The organism is Sphingorhabdus lutea, from assembly GCF_001889025.1.
In the GTDB taxonomy this organism is placed as follows: Bacteria; Pseudomonadota; Alphaproteobacteria; order Sphingomonadales; family Sphingomonadaceae; genus Sphingorhabdus_B; species Sphingorhabdus_B lutea.
This window is the reverse complement of the sequence record NZ_CP018154.1, coordinates 1701765-1719398: the sequence shown is the minus strand read 5'-3', so window position 1 is coordinate 1719398 and position 17634 is coordinate 1701765. Positions and strand designations below refer to the sequence as shown.

Genomic DNA, 17634 nt, shown 5'->3' with positions numbered 1-17634 from the left:
ATCAGGACCGATAATCGGCATTTATGCTAATATATCCATGTGTTAAATCGCAGGTCCAAATAGTTGCCTTGCCTTCACCAATGCCAATATCGACCAATATGTCGATATTTTGCCCTTTAAGATGTTGGGCCACCGGTGCTTCGTCATAACCATCAACTGCATGGCCATTTGCTGCCACCTGTATGCCGCCAAATGAAATGGACAATTTGTCGCGATCGGCAATTTCACCTGCTTTACCCACCGCCATCACCACACGTCCCCAATTGGCGTCTTCGCCCGCAATGGCGGTTTTTACCAAGGGGGAGTTGGCAATGGCCAGCCCAATATTATGCGCGCCTTTATCATCATTTGCGCCGATAATGTCGATGCGGATAAATTTGCTCGCCCCTTCGCCATCCTTTACCACCAAATGCGCCATTTGCAGACAGATATCCTGCAAGGCGGCAAAAAATGCATCTGCACCTATGCTGTCATATGACGTCATTACGTCATTTTTTGCCGCGCCAGTGGCAAAGGCAAGCACGGTATCACTGGTCGATGTGTCGCTATCTACTGTGATACAGGAAAAACTATTCGCATTCGCCTTTGACATCATATCTTGCAATAAATCAGATGAAATCTTGGCATCGGTGAAAATATAGCCCAACATGGTTGCCATGTCCGGGGCAATCATGCCCGATCCTTTGATAATGGCTGAAAGATGTATTTTTTTGCCGCCTATCATCGCGCTCGACATTGCCAATTTGGGAAATGTGTCGGTCGTTGATATGGCATTTGCGGCTTGGATATAATCACTATGTTCCGCGGTAAATGCTTTTTTAAGGCCCGTTTCGGCAATATCCTTTGGTAAGGGCACGCCAATAACGCCGGTTGAGGAGATGAAAATTTGATTTTTGGGGCAGTCCAAGTGCGCGGCGGCCATTTGCACCATCATATCGGCGGCTTCTTTGCCATCTTTGCCCGTAAAGGCGTTGCTATTTCCTGAATTAACAATCAATGCCCGCGCCATGCCGGATTTTAAATGCTCCCGGCAAATGACCACTTCATGGGAACAGCAAATATTTTTGGTGGTCACGCCCGCCACCATTGTGTCCTTGGCAAAGGTGATAAAAGTTAAATCATTGCGTGATTTTGTTTTATATCCTGCATTTACGGTGAAAATTTCCACGCCATCAATAATAGGCACATCGGGATATGTGGCAGGCGCCAAAGGAGATATTTGTGACAAATTTATACTTTCAAATTAATCTTTAGAGATAAAATATTCACCAATTCGCTATAATAAAGCAATGTAATTGGCAACTATCATAAATATATTGCCCCTTATTAATATGATTTAACTGGACCAATTGCTATATAATCACTATGTGAGCATCATATAATTTATGCGATATTTAATTTATCTTTTTGCACTTTTATGCGGGCTTGGCGCGAATAATGTCGCGCGCGCTGAAACGGCAGCATCGCAAAATAATTTGCAAACAATTTGTATCAATAAATTGGAAATTGGCGCGGCCCAATCGGATACTATATTACAATATAATATCATTATATTTAACAAGCATATATTTGATAAGCCCTTATCATTTGCGGCCACACCCGCGATTAGCTTGCAAACGCCAATTGACCTTATGGATAGCCAGATAGAATAATATAAATTCTATTCCCTTGGCCGATATTGGCCCATTTTGTGCGCAATGTTGCTGCAATATTCTCATTATAATCAAGTTTATACACTGTGTTTAATACAGCTATATATTTATAAAATTTAGGAAAAATAATGTTCGGATCTTTAGTAAAGTCTGTTTTTGGTTCATCAAATGACCGTTATGTAAAATCAATTTTGAAAATTGTGCATAAAATTAATGATTTAGAGCCAGAGATTCAGGCGTTAAGCGATGAAGCGTTAAAGGCGCAAACACAAATATTTCGCGATCGTTTAACCGCAGGCGAAACATTGGATGATATTCTGCCAGAGGCATTTGCCACAGTGCGTGAAGCATCTGTTCGTGTTTTTGGCATGCGCCATTTTGACGTGCAAATGGTTGGCGGCATTGTTCTTCATCGCGGTGAAATTGCCGAAATGAAAACGGGTGAGGGTAAAACGCTTGTCGCGACATTGGCGTCATATCTTAATGCATTGGAGGGTAAGGGCGTTCATGTTGTAACCGTGAATGACTATTTGGCCCGCCGTGACGCCGAAACAATGTCCAAACTATATGGTTTTTTGGGACTGACCACTGGCGTGGTAGTTCCCAATATTGAAGAGGAAGAGCGCAAGGCTGCTTATGCATGTGACATTACATATGCCACAAATAATGAACTTGGCTTTGATTATCTTCGCGATAATATGAAACATTCGCGTGATGAAATGGTGCAGCGCAAATTTAATTTTTCTATCGTCGATGAAGTGGATTCTATTTTAATTGATGAGGCGCGCACGCCCTTAATCATTTCGGGTAAAACCGATGATAAGTCTGATTTATATGTTTCTGTGAATGAAATTGTTCAGAAAATCACCGAAGAAGATTATGAAAAGGACGAAAAAACACGCTCCATCATCTTAACCGAAGACGGCACTGAAAAAGCAGAGCGTTTATTGGAGGCTGCCGGTTTATTGTCTGGCAGCAATTTATATGATTATGAAAATGCTCAAGTGGTCCATCATCTGGACAATGCGTTAAAAGCAAATGTGATGTTTAAACGCGATACCGACTATATCGTCAAGGACGGCAAAGTCGTGATTATCGATGAATTTACGGGGCGGATGATGGAGGGCCGCCGTTGGTCAAATGGACAGCATCAGGCGATTGAGGCCAAAGAAGGCGTGCAGATTGAGCCGGAAAACCAAACTTTGGCGACCATTACTTTCCAAAATTATTTCCGCATGTATCCCAAAATTTCGGGCATGACCGGCACCGCCGCGACCGAGGCGAATGAATTTTTTGAAATTTACAAATTAAATGTGGTTGAAATTCCAACCAATGTGCCGGTTCAACGTGTTGATGAAATTGACCAATTTTATAAAAATACCAAGGACAAATTTGCCGCCATTGCCAAAACAATTAAAGAAGCAAATGATAAGGGACAGCCCGTTCTTGTCGGCACTGTATCGATTGAAAAATCAGAATTATTGTCGGATTATTTGAAAAAAGAAAATGTTGAACATAGCATTTTGAATGCGCGTTTTCATGAAAATGAGGCGCATATTGTGGCGCAGGCTGGCCGTTTGGGCGCGGTGACCATTGCTACCAATATGGCAGGTCGCGGAACCGACATTCAATTGGGCGGTAATTTTGAATTTCGTTTAGAAGATGAATTGGGCGACATGCCCGATGGACCAGAAAAAGAAAAAGCAATTGCCAAAATTAAAGCAGAAATTGCAGCGGAAAAAGAAAAAGTATTCGCCGCAGGTGGTTTGTTTGTTTTGGCAACAGAACGTCATGAAAGCCGCAGGATTGATAATCAGCTTCGCGGACGTTCGGGCCGGCAAGGTGACCCTGGCCTGTCACGTTTCTATCTATGTTTAGAAGATGATTTGCTGCGAATTTTTGGTTCAGAAAGCCTATTTTCACGAATGATGAACAGTTCATTGGAAGATGGCGAGGCAATTGGCGGTAAATGGTTGTCCAAGGCGATTGAAACCGCACAGGGCAAGGTTGAGGCGCGAAATTATGATGTTCGTAAACAGCTTGTCGAATATGATAATGTGATGAACGACCAGCGTAAGATTTTTTATGATCAACGCGATGAAATTATGGATTCAGAAACTGTTTATGATGTGCTAGACGATATGCGTTTGGACACGGTGGGCACGATTGTGTCGGAAAGCTGCCCCGCTGGTACCTATCCTGAACAATGGAATATTACGAAATTTAAAGAACGCACAGAACAAATTTTGGGCATTAAGCCCGATATTGACGCCTGGATTGAGGAAGATGAGGTTTCCCCAGATTTATTAGAAGAGCGTTTGTCGGAATTAACAGAATCGGTATTTCTTCAGAAAAAAGACCAATTAGAGCCGCATGATTGGGTCAATTTTGAAAAATCCATCATGTTGCGGTCATTTGACAGCCATTGGAAAGAACATTTGGCGACATTGGATTCACTACGCCAAGTGGTTTATTTGCGGGCGCATGCTCAAAAAAATCCGCTTAATGAATATAAGCAAGAGGCATTTGGTTTATTTGAAAATATGCTCGCTTCAATCCGTGAAGATGTGACCAAAACGGTATCAAATGTGGAATTTAGGGCATTTGATCAAATGCCGGAAATGCAATTGCCCGAATTACCGGACTTTTTGACCACCCATATTGACCCCTTAACCGGCGAAGACGACACAAATGATTATGATGGCGGTGCCGCTGGCACGGTCAGTAGCTCTTTGCCGCCACGTCAAGTTGTTTCAAATGCCGCAGGAGATCCATTTGCTGATAATCCTGATATAAGGCGCAACGATCCGTGCCCATGTGGTTCAGGCCGCAAATATAAGCATTGCCACGGGCAATATTAAGCACAAAGCTTAATATAGTATAGAAATTAGGGGAGGCGAAATGCTTCCCCTTTTTTTATGAGCAATATGGATGTGATTTTACATAAAGTGAGATTGTGGCACCCTAATAGGTCAGAGACCTAATATATTTGAATAGCGGCCTAGCTGCTTATCTATGCGGCAAATAAGTGCGCAGAACCAAAATATGGCCTTTATGTTAAATGTGCCGTTAATTTACACAAATATGCAATATATGCTGCATAAATATGGTCGCTATAGACAGATTGCAGAAATCTTAATTTATATGCTGAAATAAAAATGGGAGCCAAATTATTAAGGAATAAAATGGCTCCCCGGGAGGGATTCGAACCCCCGACCGATCGGTTAACAGCCGATTGCTCTACCGCTGAGCTACCGAGGAGCAACCTCTCTTTCGAAAGGCGTTGAGGGCCTATAGCAGCGAGATTCTGATTCTGGCAAGCCCCTAAAATACAAATTGTTCCATTGCGATGCGATCATCCAATGCATGGTCGGGATCAAATAATAATTGCAATGTCCTGCTGGGCTCTAAATCAACCTGAACTGACGCAATTTCGCGGATTTCGCGTTGATCGGCAACTGCACTGACGGGACGTTTATGCCTTTCCAATATCGTAAATTTTATTTCATATCGGTCGGGTAAAATCGCACCTTTCCACCTTCTGGGCCGAAATGGGCTAATCGCGGTGAGGGCAAATAAAGACGAATCAAGTGGCAATATCGGACCATTGGCCGAAAGATTATATGCAGTTGATCCCGCAGGACTAGCCACCAATACACCATCACAGATAAGTTCGGGAATTACCGTGCGGCCATTAACTTCGACTTGTATCTTTGCCGCCTGACGCGTTTCACGCAGCAATGACACCTCATTTATCGCCGGATGGGTAATTGTTTCCCCCTCGGTCGTCATCGCGGTCATCCTTAATGGCTTTATATTGACCATTTTCGCACGGTTTAGCCGTGTCATCAAATCAACTTGATGCCAACTATTCATTAAAAAGCCGATTGTGCCGCGATTCATGCCATAAACGGGGATGGATTTTCTTTGCTCCAGCAATAAATGCAGGCATTGCAGCATAAACCCATCGCCGCCCAATATGATAACCGCCTGGGCTTCTTCAATGGGCACAAAATCATATAAAGCGCTTAATTCTTCGGCTGCTGATTGCCCCTCACGCGTGGGGGATGCCATAAGAGCAATTTTTTCATAATTATTCATATGTATTTTTTCGCTCATTCTATTAAACAGGCTATATTATCAAAAGATAGGGCATCGCCGAAATAGTGGCAATGCCAATAGCGAAATTTTATGTTATATTTTAAATATGAATGATGAAAAACAGAAATTAAATATTAAAATGTCCCTTGGTCGGGGCAATATTCTTATTTTTTCGCCCCAATATTATGATTATTGGCGTGATAGAATTTCTGCTTTTACTTCAAATATTTCTGAATTTGTTCTTGATGGTCATCAACATGTTATGGGTAACGATACTGCGCCCCAAATCATCATCATGGATTGTAATTTTGCTGATGATAATATTCAGATAACAAGGAAAATATGCGATTTTGCAGAGGTAAATAATATATCCATATTTGCTATTCTTAACGATGAGCAGGAGATGAGTAGCATATTTAATCACCCATCAATTACGTATTTCGCAACAAAGCAACAAAGCGACCAACTGCTATTCATGCAAATTACAAAGGCGATATTAGCGAATTCTATGCTGCGGTCCTATAATGGCTTAATCGCAATTGATGATAGTGATGGCATTGATGTGATTACCAACTTGCCCTCGGCGGCGGCGATAAAGTTAAGATTATCATCATCGCCAAGCGAAATCGGCCATAAAAGCTATCAGGTAAATAGCGGGTTGATATTATTAAGTCTTGAAAATTTGAAACAATATAATGAGGATTATGGAATAATTTCTGGTAATATATTGCTAAAACAAGTGGGGCAAAAATTAAATAACTATATTAAAAATAATGAGAAAATTATATTGGCAGCGTCGCGTATTGCCGGGCATCAAATTATTTTAATTACCAAAAATGATATGGATGAGGCAGGGCTACAATCATTGTCAAATGACATGATACAATTATTAGATGGGCCATATCAAATTTCCCAAAATGACGCATTTTTATCGATTATTTGCGGCGCCACCAAAATTGCACCGGACGAAGATGGTCTGACCGCGATGCGACGGGCAAATCTTGCCTTGGCAGAGGCGCATAATAATGGGACAATTTTTGAATATATTGCGCCAAGAGGGGAGGACCGTATCAATCTTTCCCCGCAAACCGCGATTGATTTAAAAGAAGCAATAAAAAACAATGAAATAGCAATAATGTTTCAACCAATTTTTGATGTGAAATCGGGGGCGTTAATTGCCGCAGAAGCATTGGCGAGATGGCATCATCCGCGCCATGGAATTATGGGTGCAGAGGCTTTATTTGATATTGCCGAACGGATAAATTTCAAAAATAAATTATCCGACCATTTGCAATTTTTGGCGTTAAGCAATGCAGCAAAATGGCCTAAACCGCTGTCCAATATCCGGTTGTCACTTAATGTGACGCCAGCCGAATTAGCGGCCATAAATTTTGAAAATAATTTATTGGACCGTATAGAAGATACAGGGTTTAATCCGTTAAATCTGACCGTAGAAATAACCGAGGATGCCGTGGTAGCTAACCCAGATAAGGCATTGAAAAAAATAAAAATATTAAAATCTAAAGGGGTTAAATTAGCGATTGATGATTTTGGTCTTGGCTATGGCAATATTGCGCAGGTCAAATCACTAGAGCCTGATTTAATTAAGGTCGATCGTTCATTGGTATTGGAGATTGAGGGCGATGAACGCGACCGAATTTTGTTAAAATCGGTTATTTCACTTGGCAAGGCGATGAATGTTGACGTCATTGTGGAGGGTATAGAGGATGAAGGGCAGCTTAATATCCTAAAATCATTAAGCTGTGATTATTATCAGGGTTTCTACGGCTCTATCCCATTAAATATCAATGATTTTCAAGATTTTGCCATACAACATATTGCGTCTCAGACTTCAACTTAACGCGCTATCTTGGCCAAACCCTTTGATAATTGCAGGCATCCATTTAATCGACTGACTGGATCGTCCCAAACTCTGTTAATCACCAATTTTTTGTCTGGCCGTAATTTTGCAATGCCATTTAACCTATCAATATAGCCAATTAAACCGGGAATATTGGGCGGCATATCATTATGGAAACTGACCAATGTGCCGCGTGCGCCCACTTCGATTTTGCTTAAATGTGCTTTTACTGCATTTTGTTTTATTTCCATCAAAGTCAATAAATTCGCCATTGGTTGCGGCATTTTACCAAATCTATCGGACATTTCAGCAATGAAGGCATTGATTTCTTCACGGTCGCGAAGGCTATTGATACGTCGGTAAAGAGCCATACGAATGTTCAAATCGGGAATATAATCTTCGGTAATTAAAATGGGTGCATCAACGGTAATTTGCGGCGTGAATTTATCCTTGGGACGGTCTAAACCGGCGCCTTCGGCCTTAATTTCCAATATCGCATCCTCTAACATGGATTGATATAATTCAAAGCCCACTTCCTTAATATGGCCCGATTGCTCATCGCCCACCAAATTTCCTGCACCGCGAAGATCCAAATCATGGCTGGCCAATTGGAAACCTGCACCCAAACTATCCAAATCAGATAATATTTTCAGCCGTTTTTCGGCAGTTTCATTGATAATTTGATCCGATTTAGTGGTCAGATAGGCATAGGCGCGGTTATTTGATCGGCCCACACGGCCACGTAATTGGTAAAGCTGGGCCAGGCCAAATTTATCCGCACGGTGGATAATCATAGTGTTGGCGCTTGGAATATCTAAACCACTTTCAATAATAGTGGTGGCGAGCAGGACATCATAACGATTATCATAAAAAGCCGTCATTCTTTCCTCCACCTCATTAGGTGACATTTGCCCATGCGCGGTTACAAATTTTATTTCCGGAACATATTCGCGCAAAAATTGCTCCATTTGCTCCAAATCGGAAATCCGTGGCACCACCATAAAACTTTGCCCGCCGCGATAATGCTCCCTTAATAATGCCTCCCTTAAAATAACAGGATCCCATTGCATAACAAATGTTCGCACTGCCAAGCGGTCAACAGGTGGGGTTTGGATGACCGATAATTCACGCAGGCCCGTCATCGCCATTTGCAATGTGCGCGGAATGGGCGTCGCGGTTAGGGTCAACATATGCACTTTTGCGCGCATTGCCTTTAATTTTTCCTTATGAACCACGCCAAAACGTTGTTCTTCATCAACTATGACCAGACCTAAATTTTCAAAACCCACTGATTTAGAAATGACCGCATGGGTGCCGATGACAATGTCAATATCTCCGGACTTTAATCCTTCCCTTGTCGCAATGGCCTCTGCTGCAGGGACTAAACGTGACAAACGTCCAATTTTCATCGGAAAATCGCGAAAACGCTCAACAAAATTGGTATAATGTTGGCGCGCCAATAAGGTTGTCGGTGCAATAATCGCCACCTGATATCCGGCCATGGCAACGGCAAAGGCGGCGCGCATTGCGACCTCGGTTTTGCCAAAGCCAACATCGCCGCAAACCAATCTGTCCATTGGTCGGCCAGAGGATAAATCACGCAACACATCCTCAATGGCATTTTCTTGATCCTCGGTCTCCTGATAGGGGAAACGGGTTATAAAATCATTCATTGCCGGGGTGTCATGGGAAATTTCAATACCCTTTTCCAGCTCCCTTTGCGCCGCAGTGCGGATAAGTTCATACGCAATTTCGCGAATACGTTGTTTTAATTTTGCCTTGCGCCGCTGCCATGCTTCTCCGCCCAAACGGTCGAGCGGCATTAAATCGGCATTATTACCATATCGGCTTAAAACATCGATATTTTCAACTGGAACATATAATTTATCCCCTCCCGCATAGGTTAAGCACACGCAATCATGCGGCGATTTACCAACGGGTATGGAAATAAGCCCTTCATATCTGCCCAGTCCATGTTCCTCATGAACCACCAAATCACCGCTATTTAACGCGGCAAGTTCCTCCAAAAAGCTGTCTGCATTTTTACGGGCACGTTTTTTTCGGATTAAACGGTCGCCCAATAAATCCTGCTCCGACAGTAAAATATAATCGCTGGTTTCAAAACCATGGTCGATGGGCAGGGTGGTGAACACCAATTTATCTTTGGCAATATAGGATAGGGTCTCCTGCCAACCATCGGCCAATACGATTTTTTTTGCGCCCTGTTCTTGAAATAATTCGGCCAAACGATTGCGCGAACCATTCGTATAGCAAGCAATAATTGTATTTTTGCCATCATGACGCCATTTTTCAATATATGATGTTGCGGCGCGGTAAATATTATTTTTATTAGCACGGTCGGGGGCAAAATCATGCGCTGATTTAATCGACAAATTGATGATATTATCTTGGTCCGGCCTGTCAAATTGATCGATAATATGCACCGGCCATTTTTGAAAAATAGAGGATATCTCCCTCTCATCCAAATATAGCATTTCTGGTGAGATAGGACGATAACTATTGGACTTATCTGTTTGTAATTTTTTACGATTATCATAATAATCGGCAATAGTCGCATGCCGTTCGACCATGATTTGTGCATTGGCTGTTTCGCTGACCACCATATCATTTTCATTTAAATGGTCAAAAATACTGACCATTTTATCCTCAAATAAGGGCAGCCAATGTTCCATACCCGCAAAGCGGCGTCCTTCTGAAATGGCGCTATATAATGGGTCATTAATGGCCGCACCGCCAAATAAATTGCGATAAGCGGTTCGAAAACGCTTAATTGATGGATCATCCAAAAATGTTTCAACAGCGGGCAATAATGAAAATTCCTTCACATCGCCGGTGCTACGTTGGCTGGCAAAATCAAATGATCTTATACTTTCAATTTGGTCGCCAAAAAAATCAATTCGATATCCATCTTCACGATCAGATGGCGCCATGTCCAGCAAACTGCCCCTAATTGCATATTCGCCCTTATCGGCGACAGTATCGACGCGAATATAGCCATTGGCGCGTAAAATTTCGCCAACTCGTTCCATCGAAATTTTCATCGATTTGGTCAAAATGACGCCAATTTGACGCATACGAAATGGAGATAAAGTCCGCTGTGTTGCGGCATTGACAGTGGTCAGTAATATCTGTTTTATATGTTTTTGCTGTTGAATGGCGTTTAAAAATGCCATGCGCCGCGCCATGATATTGGCCGAAGGCGGCGCACGGTCATAGGGAAGGCAGTCCCATGCTGGAAACTCCAAAACCTCTATCTCAGGAGCGAAATAATTGATGCTATCAGCAATATTGCTCATTTGTTGGTCGGATGATGCAATATATAATAACCGCCCTTTGGAAAGGCGGGCCAGATCAGCCAATAAATAGGGCGCAAATCCAGACGCAACCCCCGATAAAATATGGGGGGCATTGGCGGTAATAAGTTTTTGCAATTTATCCATTTTGGGCAATCATATATAGGTTTATTGGAAATCAATCTTTAGAAATATTCTGTAATTCATCCACCAATTTAATGAAATCTAACCTTTTAAATAAATTCATCATGTCGCCTTCAAACGAAGATGGCACATTTATTGTGCCCATTGCCCATCCCATAATATCGACATCTTGTTCCATCAATAAACGCTCAAACCATGTGATTTGATCTGCATCCCAATTTGATGAATATGTATCAAAAAAACCGCCGACCATCATGTCGGCCTCTCGCGTCCCGCGGTGCCATGCGCGATAATGCAATTTTTTGCGTGTTTCCTGGTCCATAATTATTTTCCGATCATCAAATTTTATTGCTATATTAAAAAAATGCATAGCAAATTTGGCAAAGCCATAAAAATCTGGTTCACCAATACCTTTTTTGTGTATGAAGCTGAATAGTCATGCGGCCATCAATACTCAATCCTTCATTTCGTGAAATCGAAACAATTAAGGGCGTCGGCCCGGGGATTAAACGCGCCCTTACTGCCTTAAAATTATATCGGGTAAAGGATATTATTTATCATTTTCCCAATAAATGGATGTATCGGCATAAAATTGCCAATTTGGATGAGGCGCAATTGGGCCAAATCATTATTCTGAAAATACAAATTACCGAACATAAAAGCAGTAGCAGCCAGCGTAGCCCAACAAGAATTATTGGGTTGGATGCGGCAGGAAATGCGCTTTCATTGATATTTTTTGGCCGAAATGGTGGCTATGCTCGCAAACAATTTCCTTTGGAGACGCAAATATATGTAAGCGGTAAGTTGGAGCAATATGGCGATGAATGGCAAATAATCCATCCCGAAATCCGCACTGAAAATAACGATAATAATGCCGAAAAAGATAAAATCATTATTGAACCAGTTTATGCATTAAGCGCGGGGCTGACCCAACATAAAATGGGCAATATTGTTAAGCAATGTAACGAGGATTTGCCAAAATTTGACGAATGGATTGAACCCAGCCTGAAAAATAAATTTCAATGGCCAAATTGGCATGACGCGATATTATCTGTTCATAAAGGACCAGATGAGACCGCGCGGAACCGATTGGCATATGATGAAATTTTTTCAAATCAGCTTGCCTTGCGTCTTATCCGCCAATCTATGGACCGCCGCGCCGCCATAAAAATTAACCGAACGGGCCATTTGATTGATAAATTAAAATTGCCTTTCAATTTAACCAATGCGCAACAACGCGCTTTGTCAGAAATTGAAGAAAATTTACAGCAATCAACTCCAATGCTTCGATTATTACAAGGCGATGTTGGTGCGGGTAAAACAATGGTTGCGGTGATGACCATGTTATTTGGCATTGAAAATGGCCATCAATGCGCGCTTTTGGCGCCAACGGAGATATTGGCGCGCCAACATTTTGCGACGTTAAGCGTGATGCTGGGTAAAATTGGGGTCAATGTTGCCATCCTGACTTCACGAGAAAAGGGCAAGGTTCGCGAATCAACGCTTATGGGGCTGGCCAATGGCGAAATTGACATTTTGGTTGGCACTCATGCAATTTTCCAAGAAAAAGTTATTTATAAAAATTTGGCAATTGCCATCATTGATGAACAACATCGTTTTGGTGTGGCGCAACGTTTAATGTTAAGCAATAAGGCGGTTGGAACGCCGCATTTATTGGTCATGACGGCAACGCCCATACCGCGCACTTTGGCGCTTGCCTCCTATGGGGAGATGGATGTTTCCGTGCTGGATGAACTGCCGCCTGGGCGAACGCCGGTGGATACAAGAATCGCATCTTCTGATCGTATGGATGAGATTTATGCAGGCCTTCGCCGACATATTGAAGAAGGCAAGCAAGGATTTTGGGTATGTCCTTTGGTGGAGGAGAGCGAATTAAGCCATATGACCTCTGCAGAGGAGCGCGCGGCATCATTAAGACAGGTTTTTGGCGATAAAATTGGTATTGTTCATGGCCGGATGAAAGGGCCTGAAAAAGAAGAAGTGATGCGGCGCTTTATAGATAGGGAATTTGCCATTTTGGTCGCAACCACGGTGATTGAGGTTGGGGTTGATGTGCCAAATGCAAGTTTGATGATTATTGAACATGCGGAAAATTTTGGTTTGGCACAGCTGCATCAGCTGCGCGGCCGTGTGGGCAGGGGGGCGGAGAAATCATCCTGTCTATTAATCCGCAACCCCCAAATTAGCGAAATTGCCAAGACGCGGTTAAAATTGATGCGCAGCACCAATGATGGTTTTATTATCGCAGAGGAGGATTTGAAACAGCGCGGTCCTGGCGAAATATTGGGCACACGTCAATCGGGGGATAGCCCATTTAACATTGCAACAGCAGAGCAATTAAGCGAATATTTACCCATCGCCAATGATGACGCCAAATTATTATTACAGCGTGATGGCGGGTTAAAAGGGCCGCGAGGCGAGGCGGCCCGAATTTTATTATATTTGATGGAACGCGACGCAGGTGTAGAATTATTGCGCAGCGGATAAAATTTATATGCGCCGGAATTAACGACGCATAGAGCCGATTTCATCCAATAAGGCGATAAAATCGGGCAGGCGAATAACGCGTTCCAATTGGAAACCAGCACGTTCTTCGATTGACCAAATCATATATGCTTCAATCTCTCCGATAATGGGAAGACGCAGGGTGACACGGTCGCCACGGTTCAAAACGCTGTGATTATCGATCATGAATCCGTGGGCAGAAATATTGACGATATGCAAAAGATGCTCTTCACCTTTGCGCGTTGCAGAATTGACATTAATGTCAGTGCGATGCCGCGCTGCGCGACGAAGGTCCATCGCCATATCAGCCGAAGATTTGATCATAAAAAGCCCCTGATTATTTATTTGAAGGGCCAATATGACAGCAAATTGCAAATAAAGTGTAAAACTGGCGATTAAGTCTCTTTAATCCATGTTATATAATATTTTATTTTGCGAAATGGAGTAATCCGTGCTTTTTCTTGCCCGCTGAAATCTTTAAATCAACACCAGAATCGGCGATAATATGATTTTCATCGGTAATTGCTTCGCCCTCAATCCGCGCAGCACCCGCTGCAATCATACGGCGCGCCTCTTTTTTGGAAGCAACTAATTGTAACTCAACCATTGCATCAATCAATGATATTGCATCGCCATTATGGGCAAAATTTGGCAAATCTTCGCCAATACTGCCCTGTTCAAAAACCTTGGCCGCGGTGTCGGCGGCCTGCGCAGCTGCATCCTCACCATGCGCCATTGCCGTGCAGGCATCGGCCAATATTTTTTTGGCATCGTTAATTTCGGCGCCTTCTAATTTTTCATATTCCGCAATTGTTGATAAAGGAATATCCGTAAATAAACGCATGAAACGGCCAACATCTGCATCCTGAACATTGCGCCAAAATTGCCAATAATCATATGGGGAAAGCTGGTCCGCATTTAACCATATGGCGCCATTTGCGGTTTTGCCCATTTTTCCGCCATCCGCTGTGGTAATTAACGGTGTGGTTAACCCAAATGCCTGAATTGATTCGATTCGGCGGGTCAGCTCAATACCATTTACAATATTGCCCCATTGATCGGACCCGCCCATTTGCAGGCGGCATCCGCGTTCTTTGGCCAATGTAAGATAATCATATGCTTGTAATATCATATAATTAAATTCCAAAAAGGTAAGAGGCTGTTCTCTGTCCAACCTTAATTTAACGCTTTCAAAACTCAACATGCGATTGATGGTGAAATGACGACCAACATCGCGCAAAAATGGTAAATATTCCAGCTTGTCCAACCAATCGCTATTATCGATAATAACGGCATCAGTTGGTCCATCGCCAAAGTTCAAAAATTGTTTAAATATATTCGATATTGAATTGATATTATTGTCAATATCCTCTTGGCTTAGCATTTTGCGGCTTTCGTCCTTGCCGGTGGGGTCACCAATTTTCGTGGTGCCGCCGCCCATGATGACAATGGGTTTATGGCCCGCTTGCTGCAGGCGGCGCAGCATCATAATTTGCACCAATGATCCAATATGCAAAGATGGCGCGGTGGCATCAAAACCGATATAGCCGGGCACAATTTGTTGCTGGGCTAGTTGGTCCAGGCCATTTTCATCAGTTATCTGGTGGATATATCCGCGATCATGCAGTAAGTTCAAAAGGTCAGATTGATATTTTTGTGTCATGTTCGCGGCCTGTAACGGAGTTATAAATTGAGTGTAAAATTAACCATCGGCACCATGTCGGGGACATCGCGCGACGGTATTGACGTTGCTTTATTGGAAACTGATGCAAAGGGCTATAATAAATTAGCAGCTTTTTATGAAATGTCATATGAGGGGGCATTTAAATCTCGTTTGGCGCGTGCGTGTGAAATGGCATTGGCGCTAAATTCTCCTTCGGAAGCCACCGATTATATCGCGGATGTGGAGCATGAATTAACCATGCTCCATGCCAAGGCCATTGATAAATTGCTTAGCCTTGCCGATGCCGCCCATGCAATGAAGGATAGGGAGGTTGCTGCCATAGGATTTCATGGCCATACGGTTGCGCACCGCCCGGAAAAGGGGTGGACTTGGCAAATTGGCGATGCGAAAAAATTGGCCTTTTTAACCAATTTGCCTGTCATTTTTAATATGCGGCAGGTGGATGTCGATGCAGGTGGGCAGGGTGCTCCGCTATTGCCTGTTTATCATGCGGCATTGGCGCATAATCTTCGCAAACCGGCAGCAATATTAAATTTAGGCGGCGTCGCAAATATCAGCTGGATTTCTGAAAATGGAGAAATTATCGCATTTGATACAGGCATGGCCAATGCATTAATAGATGATTGGGTTTCAAAATATAGCGACCTTTCCTATGATAAAAATGGCGCAATCGCCGCCAGGGGCAAGATAGATGAGGCAATAGTGTCGGCATTATTAAACCATGATTTTTTTGCAAAAAAATGGCCCAAATCGCTTGATAGAGATGATTTTAATCTCGTGCGTTTATCCGATTTATCTTTGGAAGACGGCGCGGCAACTTTAACCGCATTTACTGTGCGGGCGGTGAAGATTGCCCTGAATATGTTACCCCAAAGACCGCAAGAAATTTATATATGTGGTGGCGGGCGGCATAATATATTTATTATGCAGCAATTGGCCGAAATATGCGGGGTTGAGGTGCATAATGTAGATAAGCTGGATTGGAATGGCGATAGTATTGAGGCAGAGGGCTTTGCCTATATTGCGGCGCGGGTATTGAAAGGGGCGCAATATAGCTTCGCCGAAACAACTGGCCGGCAAAGCGATATTATCATGCCTAAAATATATCTACCTTAATATTATAACGTTTAGCTTTTCTTGCGGGTTAAAGTGCGCATCCCCTCATCAAGGCCTTCTAAAGTCAATGGATACATGCGGTCATTCATCAATTGGCGCATCAATTTGGTTGATTGGGAATAATTCCACTGATTTTTGGGCACAGGATTTAACCAAATTGCCGATGGATAAGTGCCCGTCAATCTTTGCATCCAAGTTGCGCCCGATTCTTCGTTAAAATGTTCAACCGAACCGCCCGGATGGCTGATTTCATAGGGGCTCATCGCCGCGTCGCCGACAAAAATTAATTTATAATCATGCGGGAATTTATGCATTAAATCCCATGTTGAGGTCCGTTCCGTAAAACGTCGATTATTATCTTTCCACAACCCTTCATAGGGGCAATTGTGGAAATAGAAAAATTCCATATTCTTAAATTCTGTGGTCGCTGCGCTGAACAATTCTTCGCATAATTTGATGAAAGGGTCCATTGAACCGCCCACATCCAATAATAATAATAATTTAACTGCATTGCGCCGTTCGGGGCGCATTTGAATATCTAACCATCCTTGTTTCGCAGTGCCGGATATTGTGCCATCAATGTCCAATTCATCGGCCGCGCCCTCTCTTGCAAAGCGGCGCAGACGCCGTAGCGCAATTTTAATATTCCTTGTTCCTAATTCACGTTCATTATCAAGATTTTGAAATTCGCGCTTTTGCCATACCTTTACCGCTTTTTTATGTTTGCTTTCGCCGCCAATTCGGACGCCTTCGGGATGATATCCACTATTGCCGAAGGGGGAGGTCCCGCCCGTACCAATCCATTTATTGCCTCCCTGATGGCGTTTTTCTTGCTCCTCCAACCGCTTTTTCAAAGTGTCCATTAATTCTTCCCATGAACCCATTGATTTTATTTTCTCCATTTCCTCGGCGGAGAGATATTTTTCGGCAACTGCTTTTAACCAATCTTCGGGAATTTGGTTTTCTTCGCTACCAATATTGGAAAATATGCCTTTGAACATTTTATCAAATATTTGGTCAAAACGGTCTAAATGCGCCTCATCCTTAACCAAAATGGCGCGAGATAAATAATAAAATTCCTCTGGACTGCGGTTTATGACCTCTTCATCCAATGCCTCAAGAAGCATTAAATGCTCCTTCAAACTGGCCGGAACACCCGCAGCACGCAGCTCATCCATAAAATTAAAAAACATAAATTTACCTCTAATTCCTGTTTAAGAATATTATGGAATATTG

At 42.8% G+C, this 17634-nt stretch carries 12 protein-coding genes and 1 tRNA gene; 5 read left to right on the top strand and 8 right to left on the bottom strand.

Features of this window, described 5'->3' with window-relative positions; genetic code table 11:
* Position 1: 1 nt before the first annotated feature.
* Positions 2–1228 carry a bifunctional glutamate N-acetyltransferase/amino-acid acetyltransferase ArgJ gene (gene argJ / locus LPB140_RS08180; RefSeq protein ID WP_072559410.1) on the bottom strand — a complete coding sequence of 409 codons (1227 nt, stop codon included), beginning with the start codon at positions 1226–1228 and terminating at the stop codon, positions 2–4.
* Positions 1229–1385: 157 nt separating this feature from the next.
* Here argJ and LPB140_RS08175 point away from each other — a divergent pair, with 157 nt between their 5' ends.
* Together LPB140_RS08175 and secA are read left to right on the top strand one after the other, a co-directional pair.
* Entirely contained in the window at positions 1386–1652 is a 267-nt protein-coding gene (locus LPB140_RS08175; protein WP_072559409.1) for a hypothetical protein, read from the top strand.
* Positions 1653–1780: 128 nt separating this feature from the next.
* Positions 1781–4513 (top strand): preprotein translocase subunit SecA, encoded by a 2733-nt coding sequence (secA, locus tag LPB140_RS08170; RefSeq protein WP_072559408.1) that lies wholly within the window; start codon positions 1781–1783, stop codon positions 4511–4513.
* A 325-nt stretch (positions 4514–4838) separates the two neighbouring features.
* Here secA and LPB140_RS08165 read toward each other — a convergent pair.
* Together LPB140_RS08165 and LPB140_RS08160 are read right to left on the bottom strand one after the other, a co-directional pair.
* Positions 4839–4913, bottom strand: a tRNA-Asn gene (locus LPB140_RS08165).
* A 63-nt stretch (positions 4914–4976) separates the two neighbouring features.
* Positions 4977–5753 carry an NAD kinase gene (locus LPB140_RS08160; RefSeq protein WP_072560695.1) on the bottom strand — a complete coding sequence of 259 codons (777 nt, stop codon included), beginning with the start codon at positions 5751–5753 and terminating at the stop codon, positions 4977–4979.
* 106 nt (positions 5754–5859) lie between these two features.
* Here LPB140_RS08160 and LPB140_RS08155 point away from each other — a divergent pair, with 106 nt between their 5' ends.
* Positions 5860–7614 (top strand): GGDEF domain-containing phosphodiesterase, encoded by a 1755-nt coding sequence (locus LPB140_RS08155; RefSeq protein ID WP_072559407.1) that lies wholly within the window; start codon positions 5860–5862, stop codon positions 7612–7614.
* Here LPB140_RS08155 and mfd read toward each other — a convergent pair.
* A complete protein-coding gene (gene mfd / locus LPB140_RS08150) occupies positions 7611–11075 on the bottom strand; it encodes a transcription-repair coupling factor (RefSeq protein ID WP_072559406.1) in 3465 nt (1154 codons plus the stop codon). The two genes, LPB140_RS08155 and mfd, sit on opposite strands and share 4 nt — an antisense overlap.
* Before the next feature lie 31 nt (positions 11076–11106).
* Positions 11107–11394, bottom strand: a complete 288-nt coding sequence (locus tag LPB140_RS08145) for an FAD assembly factor SdhE (RefSeq protein ID WP_072560694.1) — start codon at positions 11392–11394, stop codon at positions 11107–11109.
* 116 nt (positions 11395–11510) lie between these two features.
* Here LPB140_RS08145 and recG point away from each other — a divergent pair, with 116 nt between their 5' ends.
* The gene (gene recG, locus LPB140_RS08140; RefSeq protein ID WP_072559405.1) at positions 11511–13580 is read left to right on the top strand and encodes an ATP-dependent DNA helicase RecG; all 2070 of its coding nucleotides are present in this window, start codon (positions 11511–11513) and stop codon (positions 13578–13580) included.
* Between the two features lie 18 nt (positions 13581–13598).
* On the opposite strand, the gene LPB140_RS08135 is transcribed toward recG, so the two are convergent.
* Both LPB140_RS08135 and tyrS read right to left on the bottom strand, forming a co-directional pair.
* The gene (locus LPB140_RS08135; protein ID WP_198024095.1) at positions 13599–13922 is read right to left on the bottom strand and encodes a PilZ domain-containing protein; all 324 of its coding nucleotides are present in this window, start codon (positions 13920–13922) and stop codon (positions 13599–13601) included.
* A gap of 103 nt (positions 13923–14025) precedes the next feature.
* Positions 14026–15261, bottom strand: a complete 1236-nt coding sequence (gene tyrS, locus LPB140_RS08130; protein WP_072559404.1) for a tyrosine--tRNA ligase — start codon at positions 15259–15261, stop codon at positions 14026–14028.
* 27 nt (positions 15262–15288) lie between these two features.
* Between tyrS and LPB140_RS08125 the strand changes: the two genes are divergently transcribed.
* A complete protein-coding gene (locus LPB140_RS08125; RefSeq protein ID WP_257785767.1) occupies positions 15289–16398 on the top strand; it encodes an anhydro-N-acetylmuramic acid kinase in 1110 nt (369 codons plus the stop codon).
* 11 nt (positions 16399–16409) lie between these two features.
* On the opposite strand, the gene LPB140_RS08120 is transcribed toward LPB140_RS08125, so the two are convergent.
* A complete protein-coding gene (locus LPB140_RS08120; RefSeq protein ID WP_072559402.1) occupies positions 16410–17591 on the bottom strand; it encodes a vWA domain-containing protein in 1182 nt (393 codons plus the stop codon).
* Between the last annotated feature and the right edge of the window lie 43 nt (positions 17592–17634).

Coding starts and splice junctions, on each gene's coding strand:
- secA (WP_072559408.1), top strand. CDS start 1,781: ATGTTCGGATCTTTAGTAAAGTCTGTTTTTGGTTCATCAAATGACCGT.
- LPB140_RS08175 (WP_072559409.1), top strand. CDS start 1,386: ATGCGATATTTAATTTATCTTTTTGCACTTTTATGCGGGCTTGGCGCG.
- LPB140_RS08160 (WP_072560695.1), bottom strand. CDS start 5,753: ATGAATAATTATGAAAAAATTGCTCTTATGGCATCCCCCACGCGTGAG.
- recG (WP_072559405.1), top strand. CDS start 11,511: ATGCGGCCATCAATACTCAATCCTTCATTTCGTGAAATCGAAACAATT.
- LPB140_RS08145 (WP_072560694.1), bottom strand. CDS start 11,394: ATGGACCAGGAAACACGCAAAAAATTGCATTATCGCGCATGGCACCGC.
- mfd (WP_072559406.1), bottom strand. CDS start 11,075: ATGGATAAATTGCAAAAACTTATTACCGCCAATGCCCCCCATATTTTA.
- LPB140_RS08135 (WP_198024095.1), bottom strand. CDS start 13,922: ATGATCAAATCTTCGGCTGATATGGCGATGGACCTTCGTCGCGCAGCG.
- LPB140_RS08155 (WP_072559407.1), top strand. CDS start 5,860: ATGAATGATGAAAAACAGAAATTAAATATTAAAATGTCCCTTGGTCGG.
- LPB140_RS08120 (WP_072559402.1), bottom strand. CDS start 17,591: ATGTTTTTTAATTTTATGGATGAGCTGCGTGCTGCGGGTGTTCCGGCC.
- tyrS (WP_072559404.1), bottom strand. CDS start 15,261: ATGACACAAAAATATCAATCTGACCTTTTGAACTTACTGCATGATCGC.